This is a genomic window from Streptomyces sp. R11, from assembly GCF_041051905.1.
Taxonomy (GTDB): domain Bacteria; phylum Actinomycetota; class Actinomycetes; order Streptomycetales; family Streptomycetaceae; genus Streptomyces.
In genome coordinates this window covers 7,451,427-7,465,322 of record NZ_CP163432.1, presented here as the reverse complement: position 1 = coordinate 7,465,322, position 13,896 = coordinate 7,451,427, and the positions used below count along the sequence as shown (strand labels likewise).

Sequence of the window (13,896 nt, the reverse complement as noted above, 5' to 3'; positions counted from 1 at the left end):
CCGCACCCTACTCGGGGGCTGTTGGCCATTCAGGTACCTACCCCCCGGTAAGAGAAGTGACAAAGAGAACACGGATTTCTCTTACCGCACGGCCCCAACTACGGGTAAAGGTGGGTCGTTTGAGCAGGCTCGGTCTCAGGGCTCCTGCCGCAGCCGCCGCCACACCGCCTTGGCCGCGTTGTGCCCGGACATGCCGTGCACGCCGGGACCGGGCGGGGTCGCCGACGAGCAGATGAAGACCGCGGGGTGCGGGGTGCGGTAGGGGAAGAGCGACAGCTTGGGCCGGAGCAGGAGTTGGAGTCCGGAGGCCGCGCCGGAGCCGATGTCGCCGCCGATGTAGTTGGCGTTTCGGGCGACGAGTTCGGCCGGGCCGGCCGTCGCCCGGGCGAGGACGCGGTCGCGGAACCCCGGGGCGAAGCGCTCCAGTTGACGTTCGAGGGCGTCCGTGAGGTCTCCGGTCCAGCCGTTCGGCACGTGCCCGTACGCCCAGAAGACCTGCTTGCCCGCGGGGGCCCGGGTGGGGTCGACGACACCGGGCTGCACCGTGATCATGAACGGCTTGCCGGGTGCCCGGCCCTCCCGGGACGCGGCGCGCAGCGCGGTGGCGATCTCCGCGCTGTTCGCGCCGATCTGCACGGTGCTCGCGCGGCGGGCGTCCGACGAGGTCCACGGCACCGGGCCGTCCAGCGCGTAGTCGATCTTGAAGACGCCGGGGCCGTAGCGGAAGCCCTCGTAGTAGCGGCCGAAGCCGGCGATGCGGGCCAGCGCGGTGGGCGAGGTGTCGAAGACGTACGCCCTCGCGGGCGGCAGATCGTCGAGCCGCTTGACCTCGTAGTCGGTGTGGACGGTGCCGCCGAGGTCCTTGAGATAGGCGGTGAGGGCGTCGGAGATGGACTGGGAGCCGCCGCGGGCCACGGGCCAGCCGCGGGCGTGCGCGGCGAGGGCGAAGACCAGGCCGATGGCGCCGGTGGCGAAGCCGCCCAGTGGCGCCATGACGTGCGCGACGAGGCCGGCGAACAGGGTCCTGGCCCGCTCGTCGCGGAAGCGCCGCATCAGCCACGTCGACGGCGGCAGCCCGACCAGACCGAACCGGGCGAGCGTGACCGGGTCCCTGGGGAGCGCGGTGAGGGGCAGGGACATGAAGTCGCGGGCCAGGGTGTCCCACTTGCTCAGGAACGGATCCACCAGCCTGCGGTACGTGCCCGCGTCGCGCGGCCCGAAGGAGGCGGCGGTCTCGGCGACCGACCGCGCCAGCACGGCGGCGCTGCCGTCGGCGAAGGGGTGGGCCATGGGCAGCTCGGCGTGCAGCCACTCGAGGCCGTAGCGGTCGAGCGGCATGGTCCGGAACACGGGCGAGTTGATACCGAGGGGGTGTGCGGCGGAGCACGGGTCGTGCCGGAAGCCGGGGAGGGTCAGCTCCTCGGTGCGGGCTCCTCCGCCGACCGTGTCACGTGCCTCGAACACGGCCACGGAGAAGCCGCGACGGGCCAGCTCCACGGCAGCGGTCAGTCCGTTCGGCCCCGCACCCACCACGACCGCATCGAGCATCGACGGCACCTTCGGACTCCTTCGTCAGCCGATGGCCTTGGAGGATCAGGATATGCCGGAGCACTGACAGAGCAGGGTGCGGTGCCCCACCCAGGGGCGCGGAACTGAATTGGCGTGCGGCGGGACCGAGCCCTTGGACGATCAGTTTTCCGCCGAGAGCAGTCCGACGACCCGGCGCGCCGTAGCCGCGTCCCGGGCCGCGGTGAACGGCAGTGCGTTGCCGCCCGTGATGCGGAACGGTTCGCCCGTGCGGGTCAGGTGGGCGCCGCCCGCCTCCTCGACCAGGAGGATGCCCGCCGCGTGGTCCCAGGCGGCCTCCCAGCTGAACGCGGTCGCGTCCAACTCGCCCCGGGCGACGGCGAGATACTCCAGCCCCGCCGAACCGCAGGCGCGGGGCCGCACACCCTCGGTCCACAGGCCCAGCAACGCCTGCTTCTGCTCGTCGGACGTGTAGTCCGGGTGGGACGTGGCCACCCGCAGCTCGCGGCCGGGATCCGGCGTGCCGGCGTGCAGTCGCTCGCCGTCGAGGAAGGCGCCCTTGCCCTTTACCGCCGTGGCCAGTTGGTCGCGGGCCGGGGCGTAGGTCCAGGAGGCGAGCAGAACTCCGTGCCGGGCGAGCGCGACCAGGGTGCAGAAGCCGTCGTCCCCGTGCACGAACTGACGGGTGCCGTCGACGGGGTCGACGATCCAGACCGGGGCGTCGCCGCGAATCGCGTCGTACGACGCCGGGTTCGCGTGCACCGCCTCCTCGCCGACCACGACCGAGCCGGGCAGGAGCGCGCCGAGTGTCTCGGTGAGGTACTGCTCGGCGAGCCGGTCGGCGTCGGTCACCAGGTCGTGCGGTCCGTTCTTCTGGTCGACCTCGTGTGCGGCGAGCTGCCGGAAGCGGGGCATGATCTCGGTCGCGGCCGCCTTGCGGACCGCTTCTTCCACGTCTGTCGCGTGCTGTGCGAGAAACTCGTCGATGGTTTCGTTGTTTTCGATCACCCCTCCATAAGAGCACGTCCCACTGACAACCCCCGCCCGCCGGATGGACACAGGGTGGCATCGACGTGAACTCGCGGTGCCGGTATCGGCAGGTCAGAGGCCTGTTCTCGGGCGGTCGCCGACGTGGGCCCGTCCTCAGCGGCCGACCGCGTACCCCTGCATCCCCCGTGGATTCGCCGCCGCCGACAGCACGCCGGTCTCCGGATCCCTCGCCACGGCGCACAGCCGGCCCTCAGACCAGTCCTCACCGACGGTCACCTCGTGACCACGCCGCCGTAGCTCCTCGACCACCTCGGCGTCCATCCGGGACTCGACCGTGACGCTCCCCGGTCGCATCCCGCGCGGGTGGAAGGAGCCCGGGAAGCTGTCGTTGTGCCAGTTCGGGGCGTCGATCGCGCCCTGGAGGTCGAGGCCGCCGCGGACCGGGGCGCGCAGGGCGACCGCGAGGAGGAAGTGCAGCTGCCACTGGTCCTGCTGGTCCCCGCCGGGTGTGCCGAAGGCCATGACGGGCACGCCGCCACGCAGGGCGATGGAGGGCGTGAGGGTGGTGCGGGGCCGCCGGCCCGGGGTCAGTGAGTTCGGCAGTCCCTCCTCCAGCCAGGTCATCTGCAGCCGGGTGCCGAGCGGGAAGCCCAGTTCGGGCACGACGGGGTTGGACTGGAGCCAGCCGCCGCTGGGCGTCGCCGCGATCATGTTGCCCCAGCGGTCGACGACGTCGATGTGGCAGGTGTCGCCGCGGGTGCCTCCGTCGGCCGAGACCTCGGGCTCGCCCGGCACCGGGGAGGTCGGTCGCTTGGCGACGGTCGGTTCCCCGCCCCCCAGCGCGTCGAGGCCGGGCCCCGCGGCGGCCGCCACGCGCGCGTGCGCGCACAGTCTCGGGGCGAGGCCGCCCGGACTGCCGGGCCGCAGCTCGTGGCAGGCCTTCTCGCCGACCAGCTTCCGCCGGCCCGCGTTGTACCGGTCGGACAGCAGCTCGGCGAGCGGTACGTCGGCCGCGTCGCCGTACCAGGCCTCCCGGTCGGCCATGGCCAGCTTGCAGCCCTCGATCAGCAGATGGACGTATTCGGCGGACCCGTACCGGGGCAGCTCGGGAGGGAGCAGCGCGAGTTGCTGGAGAAGGACCGGGCCCTGGCTCCAGGGGCCGGCCTTGCACACGGTCCAGCCGTTCCAGTCGTACGTCGCCGGCGCCTCGTAGGTCGCGGACCAGCCGGCGAGGTCGGCGGCCGTGAGCGTGCCGGAGTGCCGCTCGCCGCTGGTGTCCATGGTGGGGCGCCGGGCCTGCCGTACGAGGGCCTCGGCGATGAAACCGCTGCGCCACACCTCCCGCGCCGCCTCGATCTGCGCGACCCGGTCCCCGGCCCCCTCGACCTCGTCGAGCAGCCGCTTCCAGGTGGCGGCGAGGGCGGGATTGCGGAACAGCTCCCCTGGCCGGGGCGCCTTCCCGTTGCGCAGGTACACGTCGGCCGACGACGTCCACTCCGTCTCGAACAGTTCCCGCACGGTCTCGACGGTCTCGCCGACCCGCTCCACGGGCGCGTGCCCGTGTTCGGCGTAGCCGATGGCGTACCTGAGCACGTCGGCGAGCGTCCTGGTGCCGTGGTCCCGCAGCAGAAGCATCCAGGCGTCGAACGCGCCGGGCACGGCGGCGGCGAGCGGCCCGGTGCCGGGTACGAGGTCCAGCCCGAGCCCCCGGTAGTGCGCGACGGTCGCACCGGCGGGCGCCACGCCCTGCCCGCACACCACCCGGACCTCGCCGCCCGCCGGGGCGATCAGGATCGGCACCTCACCGGCCGGGCCGTTGAGATGCGGCTCGACGACATGCAGCACGAACGCGCCCGCCACAGCGGCGTCATAGGCGTTGCCCCCGCCCTCCAGCACGGCCATCGCCGACTGGGAGGCGAGCCAGTGGGTGGAGGACGCCATGCCGAAGGTGCCTTGGAGCGTGGGGCGGGTGGTGAACATCGGGTCTGACACCTCGCTGTCGCGCGGATCGGTCCATCCGATCTTCAGGGACTACCCGTTCGGGGTTCAACCTTCCGGCCGGGGCCGGTTCGGTGTCGGTGGTGAATGGTGAGTGGCCCGTGTGTGGTCGTCCGATTCATCGTGCGCGCCTGGGCGGAGTGAAGGTGTAGAGGTCGAGCACGTCGGGACAGGGAGCGACGCCGGGGCCGCCGGCCCTGACCCAGGTGATGATGTCCTCGGTGGCTTCGGGGTCGTTGACGAGGCCGAGCCAGACGGGACGGCCGCCCGCGGCGCGGCCTGCGGCGGAGGGCTGGACGACGATCACATTGGCGTGTTCGCACACGCCGAGGCAGTCGGAGATGCGCACGGGCGCGTTCTCGGCGAGTCGCGCGCTCTGCTGGGCGTGATCGACTCCGGGCACCTTCGGGGTCCCGCAGCAGCAGTCCCTGCACACCACGATCCGGCTGGGTATCGGTTGTTCCGGGGGTGTGCGCACGTCAGCACCGCCCCACGGGGCCGGCCGGCCGCAGGAAGCGGATCACCGGGTGGCCGGGGTCGTCGGTGACCTCGGTGCGGACGCCGTAGACCTGCTCGATGAGCGCCGGTGTGAGGACCTCGGACGGGCCGCCCTCGCCGAGGGTGGAGACGAAGGAGGCGGTGACGAAGTCGGGTTCGGCGTCCAGGACCTTCTCGAAGGAGGGCGCGTTGTCCGCGAGCCGCGGCACGGAGGCGTTCGCCTTCTCCAGGCCCTTCATCACCGGGTCGGTCAAGGTCGCCGTGCCGGCCACCCGGTCGGCGAGGCCGAGGGAGAGCAGGATCTCCGTGGTGCCCTGGTTGAGGGACACGGCCCGCTTCGGGGGCGACTTCAGGGTGACCTTGTGGCCGCAGTTGTCGAGGGTGAGGGGGTAGCCCGCGGCGGCGGACTTCCCGGTGTCCTCGGCGCTGCCGCTTCCCGAGCCGCCGCACGCGGTGAGCAGGAGGGCGGGCGCGAGCAGCAGGGCAGCGGGACGGAGGGCAAGACGGTACACAGGCGTGCCTCGGTTGTCGGGGCTCGTACGCGGAGCCCGGCCTACGGACGTCCTCCGCGCGCGGGCGTGGAGGTGCCAGCAGGTCTTCGGACTCGGGTTCGTCCCGACGGGGCGCCTTCCCGGTCTCCCAGTGGCGTGCGTCTGTGCCCCGCCGGTCCCCCTCACCGCTGCGCGTCAGTTCCGGATTCGCACCGGATTCCCTGGCCTCGGGTGTGGCTCGACTGGCCCTCAGAGGCTATCAAGCCCCGCTTGCGGCCGGGTCGTTCGAGCGGTCGCCCCTAGGCCCAACGGGACGCGGAGACCCAGGTCACAATCTGGAAGAGGGCAAGGTCACAGCCGTGCCCCCTGCTGCTCCTTTGATGATCTGACCTAGCATCCGAGCATGACGGTCCTGCCTGACGACGGGCTCTCGCTGGCCGCCGAGTTCCCTGACGCAACCCATGAGCAATGGCAACGCCTGGTGGAAGGCGTGCTGCGCAAGTCGGGCAAGGACGTCTCGGGCCCGGCTGCGGAAGACGCCCTGTCCACTGCGTTGGAGGACGGGCTGCGCACCCGCCCCCTGTACACCTCGCACGATGCCGCGCCCGATTCCGGTCTGCCCGGATTCGCCCCGTTCATCCGCGGCGGTCGCGCCGAGGGCAACACGGCGGGCGGCTGGGATCTGCGGCAGCGGCACACGGCGCTCACGGACGGCCTGGTGCTCGCGGACCTGGAGAACGGCGTCACCTCGCTCTGGCTGGTCCTCGGCGAGGGCGGCATCCCGGTGTCGTCGCTCGGCCGCGCCCTGGAGGGCGTCTACCTCGACCTGGCCCCTGTCGTCCTCGACGCCGGCGCCGACGTGGAGCCCGCCGCGCGGGAGCTGCTGCGGCAGTACGAGGAGCGGGGCGTCGCCAAGGAGGCGGCGCGCGGCAACCTCGGCGCCGACCCGCTCGGCCACGAGGCCCGTACGGGCACGAACTCGGAGTTCGCGCCGGTCGCCTCGCTGGCGCGGCTGTGCGCCGAGGAGTACCCGGGGCTGCGGGCGCTGACCGTGGACGCGCTGCCGTACCACGAGGCAGGCGGCTCGGCCGCCCAGGAGCTGGGCTCCTCGCTGGCGACCGGTGTCGCGTACCTGCGCGACCTCACCGAGGCGGGGCTGACCGCCGAACAGGCGTGTGCGCAGCTGGAGTTCCGCTACGCGGCCACCGCCGACCAGTTCCTGACGATCGCCAAGCTGCGCGCCGCGCGCCGGCTGTGGGCGCGAGTGACCGAGGTCTGCGGGGCGCCCAGCGCTCAGGTGCAGCATGCCGTCACCTCGCCGGTGATGATGACGCGCCGGGACCCCTGGGTGAACATGCTGCGCACGACGGTCGCCACGCTGGCCGCCGGGGTCGGCGGCGCCGACGCCGTGACCGTGCTGCCCTTCGACCACGCGCTCGGCCTGCCGGACGCCTTCGCCCGGCGCATCGCCCGCAACACCTCGACCATCCTCATCGAGGAGTCGCACCTCGCCCGGGTGATCGACCCGGCGGGCGGCTCCTGGTACGTGGAGACCCTCACCGACGAACTGGCCCGGGCGGGCTGGGAGTTCTTCCAGCGGATCGAGCAGGCCGGCGGCCAGGCGGCCGCGTTGCGCTCCGGGCAGCTGGGCCAGGACCTGGCCGAGACGTGGCAGGCCCGCACCGGCAAGCTCGCCAAGCGACGCGAACCGATCACCGGCGTCAGCGAGTTCCCGAACCTCACCGAGCCGCCCGTGGAGCGTGCGCCCGCGCCCGAGCCCCGGTCCGGGGGCCTCCCCCGGGTCCGCCGCGACGAGGCGTACGAGGCCCTGCGGGTCCGCTCCGACGCCCACCTGGCCGCCACCGGCTCCCGGCCCCGGATCTTCCTGGCCGCGCTCGGCCCGGCCGCCGCCCACACCGCGCGCCTCACCTTCGCCTCGAACCTCTTCCAGGCGGGCGGCATCGAGCCGGTCACCGAGGGCACCTTCGAGGAGAGCGGTGCCACGGAGGTGTGCCTGTGCTCCAGTGACGCCCTCTACGAGGAGCAGGCCGCGACCGTGGCCGCCGAGTTCAGGTCGGCGGGCGCCACGCACGTGTTCCTCGCGGGCCGCCCCGGGCAGTACACCGATGTCGACAGTTACGTCTTCGCGGGCTGTGACGCCGTCGTCGTGCTGTCCGCCACCCTCGACCGCATGGGAGTGTCCTGATGGGAATCCCCGACTTCTCCGGGATCGAGCTGGGGACCCCGGCCGCCGGCGGCGGCGCCGACGAGTGGCGCACGGCCGTCAAGCAGGCCACGGGCGGGGACGAGTCCCTGTGGGAGACCCCGGAGGGAATCGCGGTCAAGCCGCTCTACACCGGCCGTGACCTGGAGGGCCTGGACTTCCTGGGCACCTACCCGGGCATGGCGCCGTATCTGCGCGGCCCGTACCCGACGATGTACGTCAACCAGCCCTGGACCATCCGCCAGTACGCGGGCTTCTCCACCGCCGAGGAGTCCAACGCGTTCTACCGCCGCAACCTGGCCGCCGGCCAGAAGGGCCTGTCGGTCGCCTTCGACCTGCCGACCCACCGCGGCTACGACAGCGACCACCCGCGCGTGACGGGTGACGTCGGCATGGCGGGCGTGGCGATCGACTCGATCTACGACATGCGGCAGCTCTTCGACGGCATCCCGCTGGACAAGATGACCGTGTCGATGACGATGAACGGCGCCGTGCTGCCGGTGCTGGCGCTGTACATCGTGGCGGCGGAAGAACAGGGCGTACCGCCCGAGAAGCTGGCCGGGACCATTCAGAACGACATCCTCAAGGAGTTCATGGTCCGCAACACCTACATCTATCCGCCGAAGCCGTCGATGCGGATCATCTCCGACATCTTCGCCTTCACCTCGCAGCGGATGCCGCGCTACAACTCCATCTCCATCTCCGGCTACCACATCCAGGAGGCGGGTGCGACGGCCGACCTGGAGCTGGCGTACACGCTCGCGGACGGGGTGGAGTACATCCGCGCGGGCCGTGAGGCCGGCCTGGACGTGGACGCGTTCGCGCCCCGGCTGTCGTTCTTCTGGGCGATCGGCATGAACTTCTTCATGGAGGTCGCCAAGCTGCGGGCGGCGCGGCTGCTGTGGGCGAAGCTGGTGAAGCAGTTCGACCCGAAGAACTCCAAGTCGCTGTCCCTGCGCACCCATTCGCAGACCTCGGGCTGGTCGCTGACCGCGCAGGACGTGTTCAACAACGTCACGCGCACGTGTGTCGAGGCGATGGCCGCGACGCAGGGCCACACCCAGTCGCTGCACACCAACGCCCTTGACGAGGCGCTCGCGCTGCCCACCGACTTCTCGGCCCGCATCGCGCGCAACACCCAGCTGATGATCCAGCAGGAGTCGGGCACGACCCGGGTCATCGACCCGTGGGGCGGCAGCGCCTATGTGGAGAAGCTGACGTACGACCTCGCCCGCCGCGCCTGGCAGCACATCCAGGAGGTCGAGCAGGCGGGCGGCATGGCCAAGGCGATCGACGCCGGCATCCCCAAGCTGCGTATCGAGGAGGCGGCGGCCCGTACGCAGGCCCGTATCGACTCGGGGCGGCAGCCGGTCATCGGCGTCAACAAGTACCGCGTCGACAGCGACGAGCAGATCGACGTGCTCAAGGTCGACAACTCCTCCGTGCGCGCCCAGCAGATCGAGAAGCTGCGGCGGCTGCGGGCGGAGCGGGACGAGCAGGTCTGCCAGGACGCGCTGGACGCGCTCACCCGGGCCGCCGGCGGCGAGGGCAACCTGCTGGAGCTCGCGGTGAACGCGGCCCGCGCGAAGGCCACCGTCGGGGAGATCTCGGACGCGCTGGAGAAGGTGTACGGGCGGCACGCGAGCCAGATCCGTACCATCACCGGCGTGTACCGCAACGAAGCCGGAGAGTCGCCGTCCGTGGACCGCACCCGCACCCTCGTGTCCGACTTCGAGGAGGCCGAGGGCCGCCGCCCGCGCATCCTGGTCGCCAAGATGGGCCAGGACGGCCACGACCGCGGCCAGAAGGTGATCGCCACCGCCTTCGCCGACCTCGGCTTCGACGTGGACGTCGGCCCGCTGTTCCAGACCCCGGCCGAGGTGGCCCGCCAGGCCGTCGAGGCGGACGTGCACATCGTCGGGGTCTCGTCCCTGGCCGCCGGTCACCTCACCCTCGTACCGGCGCTCAAGGAGGCGCTGGCCGAGGAGGGCCGCGAGGACATCATGATCGTGGTCGGCGGTGTGATCCCGCCGCAGGACGTGCCCACGCTCCTGGAGATGGGCGCGGCGGCCGTCTTCCCGCCCGGGACGGTGATCCCGGACGCCGCATACGACCTCGTAAGGCGGCTGGGGGCCGACCTCGGGCACGAACTGTGATCGATCTCGACGCGTATGTGAAGGGTGTCCTCGACGGGAAGCGGGCCATCGTCGCGCGCGCCATCACCCTCGTCGAGTCCACCCGGCCGCAACACCGGGTGCTGGCCCAGCAGTTGCTGACCGAGCTGCTGCCGCACAGCGGGCGGGCTCGGCGGATCGGGGTCAGCGGGGTGCCGGGGGTCGGGAAGTCGACGTTCATCGACGCGTTCGGCACGATGCTCACCGCGCTCGGTCACCGGGTCGCGGTGCTGGCCGTCGACCCGTCCTCCAGTCGTACGGGCGGGTCGATCCTGGGCGACAAGACGCGGATGGAGCGTCTGTCGGTCGACCCGGCCGCCTTCATCCGCCCCTCCCCCACCGCGGGCACGCTGGGCGGGGTCGCCAAGGCCACCCGCGAGTCGATCGTGGTCATGGAGGCCGCGGGCTACGACGTGGTGCTGGTGGAGACGGTGGGTGTCGGCCAGTCCGAGACCGCGGTGGCGAACATGGTCGACTCCTTCCTGCTGCTCACGCTGGCCCGCACGGGCGACCAGTTGCAGGGCATCAAGAAGGGCGTCCTGGAACTGGCCGACGTGCTTGCCGTCAACAAGGCGGACGGCCCACATGAGCGCGACGCCCGGGCGGCCGCGCGCGAACTGGCGGGCGCGCTCAGGCTGATGCACGGCAAGGACGCCGCGTGGACGCCGCCCGTGCTGCACTGCAGCGGACGCGAGTCGATCGGCCTGGACGGCGTGTGGGACCGCCTCGAACAGCACCGGACCCTGCTCGACTCGACCGGCCGTCTCGCCGCCAAGCGCCGTGACCAGCAGGTCGACTGGACATGGACCATGGTCCGCGACGAACTCCTCGGCCGCCTGCACGCCGACCCGGCGGTACGGGCGCTCGCGCCGACGCTGGAACAGCAGGTCAGGAACGGCGAGTTGACGGCGACGCTGGCCGCCGAGGGGATCCTCGCGGCGTTCGGGGCCGCGTCCTCGGACCGCCCGTCAGGCACGGACGCTCAGCACGCCGACGCGTCCGAGCCCCGCGGCGCCACCAGTCCCGACTCGTAGGCGAACACGACGAGTTGGGCCCGGTCCCGCGCCCCGAGCTTCGTCATCGCCCTGCTGATGTGGGTCTTCGCCGTGAATGGGCTGATCACCATGTGCGCGGCGATCTCCTCGTTGGTGAGCCCGCGTGCCGCCAGCGCCGTCACCTCACGCTCGCGGCGGGTCAGGCACTCCAGGCCGGGTGCCGTGGCCCGGTCGGGAGGACGCGAGACGAACTCACCGATCAGGGTGCGGGTCACCGACGGCGACAGCAACGCCTCCCCGCCCGCCACCACCTCGATCGCCTGGAGCAGGTCGGCCGGTTCGGTGTCCTTCAGCAGGAACCCGCTCGCACCGGCCCGCAGCGCCTCGAAGACGTACTCGTCGTGGCCGTAGTTGGTGAGGATCACCACTCGGACGTCCGACAGGGCCGGGTCGGCGGCGATGTGGCGGGTCGCCTCGATCCCCGTCATCACGGGCATCTGTACGTCGATCAGCGCGATGTCGGGCACCTGCGCGCGGATCAGCGCCAGCCCCTGCTCACCGTCCGCCGCCTCGCCGACCACCTCGATGCCGTCCTCGGCGTCCAGCAGGGCCCGGAAACCGGCCCGCATCAGCGCCTGGTCGTCGACGAGCACGACCCTGATCACGCCGTCCGTCATCCCGCCTCCCCCACGGGCAGCCGTGCCCGCACCGCGAACCCGCCGCCCTCGCGCGGGGCGGCGTCCAGAGTGCCGCCGAGGGCCGTGACGCGTTCGCGCATGCCGGTCAGGCCGATGCCGGGGGTGGGCGGACGGGACGGGTCGGCGGCGCCGTCGTCCTCAATGCTTATCGTCAAGTCTCCCTTGTCGTAGGCAAGTTGCACGCTCACCTTCGCCGGTCCCGCGTGCCGGGCCGCGTTCGTCAGTGCCTCCTGGACGATGCGGTACATGGCCCGGTCGACCGTCGCCGGCAGCGGCCGCTCCTCCCCGGTCACCGTCAGGTCGACGGCGAGTCCCGCCGCCCGCGCCCGCTGAACGAGCAGCGCCGGTGTGCCGGTCGACTCGTCGGTGCGCAGTACCTCCAGTGTGGCGCGCAGCTCGCGCATGGCCTCGCCGCTCGCCTCCTGGATGGCGAGCAGCGCGGGCGGCACCTCCTCGCGGCGCTTGCGGGCGAGGTGCACGGCGACGCCCGCCTGGAGCTTGACGATCGAGATGCTGTGCGTGAGGGAGTCGTGCAACTCCCGTGCGATCCGCAGGCGTTCCTCCCCCGCTCTGCGCAACGCCGCCTCTTCCCTGGTGCGTTCGGCCTCCAGGGCGCGTTGCTCCGTCTGGCGCAGATATGCCTGCCAGTTGCGGTCGGCGAGGCCCGTCACCACCGCGCACAGGAACCAGCCGGCCAGCAGCAGCGCCTCCTGAGCGATGTACGAGCTCGCCGAACCTGCCGCCACATAGCCGCCGAGGAACAGCGCGGCGGTCGCGGCTGCCGTGCCCCGGTGTCCGGTCCGCGACGCCGTGTGCACCGCGCCCACGACAGGGATGGCCAGAGTTGCGGCGGGCCCGGCATGGAGCACTTCGGCGAGCAGAGCGCCGGTGGTGACGGCGAGAACCCCGCGCGGGGCGATGCGGTGCGCGGCCAGGGCCAGCGAACCGACCGCGATCAGCGCGCAGTCGAGGAGCCGGGCACGGTCGTCCGCCACGGCGGCGAACAGCACGATCACGCCGACCACGACCCCGGCGGCCGTGTCGACGAGCCGCTCGCGTGTGATCCGGTGCCCGCTCATGCCCGCACACTAGACGGCGCCGCCGACGGCCACGTCACCCCTGTGGACGGCTCTGCGACTACTCCCCACGCAGTAGTGCTTGGCACCGGCCCGGCCCGCCGTCGCAGCGCCGACTGCCACCGCCGGTACGACGACCCGGCCCGCCCCGGCGGCGCAGGCTACTGCCCATGCCCACACCCTTCCGTTACACCGAGCCCCTCCCGCCCAAGTCGGCCACCGGCACCGTCGCCGAGGTGTACGCGCAGATCGCCCTCGACTTCGGCATCGCCGAGCCCGTCACCTTCGTGGTCCTGTCCTCCGCGCCCGAACTTCTCGCCCCCGCCTGGGCGTTGCTGCGCGAGTCGCTGATCGCGGGGGCCGGCAGCCGGACCGGCAAGGAACTGGCGGCCCTCGGGGTGTCACTCGCCAACAAGTGCCCGTTCTGCGTGGACGCGCACACCGTGCTCCTGCACGCCACCGGAGACCACGCGCTCGCCGAGCGGCTGGCCCGCGGGGAGCAACCCGAGAACGAGGAGCACGCACGCGTGCTGGCCTGGGGGCGGCACACGCGTGTGCCCGGCGCCGACCTCACGCCGTACCCCTTCCCGCGCGAGCACGCACCGGCCTACCTCGGCACCGCGCTCACCTTCCACTTCATCAACCGCATCGCGTCGGCCCTGCTGACCGAGAACCTGCTCCCGGCCGGCGCCCAGCGGTTCCGGGCGGTACGCAGCCTCGCCGGCCGCACGCTCGCCCGGTCCGTACGCCGCCCCGCCCGGCCCGGCGTGTCCCTGCCCCTGCTCGACCCGATCGACCCCGGCGAGGCCCCCGCGTGGGCGGCCGGCACGCCCGTCGGCCTCGCGTACGCGGCGCTGCTCCGGGCGGCCATGTCGGGCGCCGGCCTCCTCGACTCCGACGACCACGACCTCGTGGAGGCGACCCTGCAGGACTGGGACGGCTCCCATCCGCCGCTCACCCTGGACGGGTTCCCGGACCGCAGGGAGCGTCCGGGGGCACGGCTGGCGCTGCTTGCCGCTCTCGCGCCGTACCGCATCACGGAGGAGGACGTGAAGGCGTGGCGGCGGCCGGAGCACACCGACCACTGCCTGGTGCACCTTGTCGCGTACGGCGCCTTCACGGCCGTGGATCGCATCGAAAGCTCACTTTCCACCCAAATCGGCCTGGAAGCCAAGCAAGTGGTCCAGGGCACCCCGTAATTGCGGCCGGCCGGCGACCCGGCGGT

10 protein-coding genes, 1 pseudogene and 1 riboswitch are annotated in these 13,896 nt (G+C 72.3%); of the genes and pseudogenes, 4 read left to right on the top strand and 7 right to left on the bottom strand.

The window, feature by feature from the left end; translation table 11 throughout:
* Positions 1-135 precede the first annotated feature (135 nt).
* From AB5J55_RS34380 to AB5J55_RS34360, 5 genes and pseudogenes are all read right to left on the bottom strand, one after another.
* Positions 136-1,548, bottom strand: coding sequence for a phytoene desaturase family protein (locus tag AB5J55_RS34380; RefSeq protein ID WP_369276369.1), 1,413 nt, complete (start codon positions 1,546-1,548; stop codon positions 136-138).
* 141 nt (positions 1,549-1,689) lie between these two features.
* Positions 1,690-2,535, bottom strand: a complete 846-nt coding sequence (locus AB5J55_RS34375; protein WP_369274335.1) for an inositol monophosphatase — start codon at positions 2,533-2,535, stop codon at positions 1,690-1,692.
* 135 nt (positions 2,536-2,670) lie between these two features.
* Complete coding sequence (locus AB5J55_RS34370) at positions 2,671-4,497, bottom strand: gamma-glutamyltransferase family protein (protein ID WP_369274334.1); 1,827 nt, start codon at positions 4,495-4,497, stop codon at positions 2,671-2,673.
* Positions 4,498-4,633: 136 nt separating this feature from the next.
* Positions 4,634-4,993: a (2Fe-2S) ferredoxin domain-containing protein gene (locus AB5J55_RS34365; RefSeq protein ID WP_369274333.1), complete on the bottom strand. Its 360-nt coding sequence runs from the start codon at positions 4,991-4,993 to the stop codon at positions 4,634-4,636.
* Positions 4,994-5,120: 127 nt separating this feature from the next.
* Positions 5,121-5,525: pseudogene (locus tag AB5J55_RS34360) on the bottom strand (ABC transporter substrate-binding protein); the annotation flags it as partial.
* 59 nt (positions 5,526-5,584) lie between these two features.
* Positions 5,585-5,766: riboswitch (cobalamin riboswitch) on the bottom strand.
* A 141-nt stretch (positions 5,767-5,907) separates the two neighbouring features.
* Here AB5J55_RS34360 and AB5J55_RS34355 point away from each other — a divergent pair.
* From AB5J55_RS34355 to meaB, 3 genes are read left to right on the top strand one after another with little or no spacing between them, the layout of a single operon-like run.
* Positions 5,908-7,710 (top strand): methylmalonyl-CoA mutase family protein, encoded by a 1,803-nt coding sequence (locus AB5J55_RS34355; protein ID WP_369274332.1) that lies wholly within the window; start codon positions 5,908-5,910, stop codon positions 7,708-7,710.
* Positions 7,710-9,884, top strand: a complete 2,175-nt coding sequence (scpA, locus tag AB5J55_RS34350) for a methylmalonyl-CoA mutase (protein WP_369274331.1) — start codon at positions 7,710-7,712, stop codon at positions 9,882-9,884. The genes AB5J55_RS34355 and scpA overlap by 1 nt, the downstream gene beginning before the upstream one ends.
* Positions 9,881-10,936: a methylmalonyl Co-A mutase-associated GTPase MeaB gene (gene meaB, locus AB5J55_RS34345; protein ID WP_369274330.1), complete on the top strand. Its 1,056-nt coding sequence runs from the start codon at positions 9,881-9,883 to the stop codon at positions 10,934-10,936. The genes scpA and meaB overlap by 4 nt, the downstream gene beginning before the upstream one ends.
* Here meaB and AB5J55_RS34340 read toward each other — a convergent pair.
* On the bottom strand, positions 10,885-11,574 hold the full coding sequence (locus tag AB5J55_RS34340) for a response regulator (protein ID WP_369274329.1): 690 nt from the start codon (positions 11,572-11,574) through the stop codon (positions 10,885-10,887). The two genes, meaB and AB5J55_RS34340, sit on opposite strands and share 52 nt — an antisense overlap.
* Positions 11,571-12,674 (bottom strand): sensor histidine kinase, encoded by a 1,104-nt coding sequence (locus AB5J55_RS34335; protein WP_369274328.1) that lies wholly within the window; start codon positions 12,672-12,674, stop codon positions 11,571-11,573. The genes AB5J55_RS34340 and AB5J55_RS34335 overlap by 4 nt, the downstream gene beginning before the upstream one ends.
* 167 nt (positions 12,675-12,841) lie before the next feature.
* Here AB5J55_RS34335 and AB5J55_RS34330 point away from each other — a divergent pair, with 167 nt between their 5' ends.
* The gene (locus AB5J55_RS34330; protein ID WP_369274327.1) at positions 12,842-13,870 is read left to right on the top strand and encodes a carboxymuconolactone decarboxylase family protein; all 1,029 of its coding nucleotides are present in this window, start codon (positions 12,842-12,844) and stop codon (positions 13,868-13,870) included.
* The last annotated feature ends 26 nt before the right edge of the window (positions 13,871-13,896 follow it).

What these genes read in the sequence shown, in the direction of transcription:
- AB5J55_RS34380 (WP_369276369.1), bottom strand. Translation starts at nt 1,548, where the DNA reads ATGCTCGATGCGGTCGTGGTGGGTGCGGGGCCGAACGGACTGACCGCT.
- AB5J55_RS34340 (WP_369274329.1), bottom strand. Translation starts at nt 11,574, where the DNA reads ATGACGGACGGCGTGATCAGGGTCGTGCTCGTCGACGACCAGGCGCTG.
- AB5J55_RS34330 (WP_369274327.1), top strand. Translation starts at nt 12,842, where the DNA reads ATGCCCACACCCTTCCGTTACACCGAGCCCCTCCCGCCCAAGTCGGCC.
- AB5J55_RS34335 (WP_369274328.1), bottom strand. Translation starts at nt 12,674, where the DNA reads ATGAGCGGGCACCGGATCACACGCGAGCGGCTCGTCGACACGGCCGCC.
- AB5J55_RS34370 (WP_369274334.1), bottom strand. Translation starts at nt 4,497, where the DNA reads ATGTTCACCACCCGCCCCACGCTCCAAGGCACCTTCGGCATGGCGTCC.
- scpA (WP_369274331.1), top strand. Translation starts at nt 7,710, where the DNA reads ATGGGAATCCCCGACTTCTCCGGGATCGAGCTGGGGACCCCGGCCGCC.
- AB5J55_RS34355 (WP_369274332.1), top strand. Translation starts at nt 5,908, where the DNA reads ATGACGGTCCTGCCTGACGACGGGCTCTCGCTGGCCGCCGAGTTCCCT.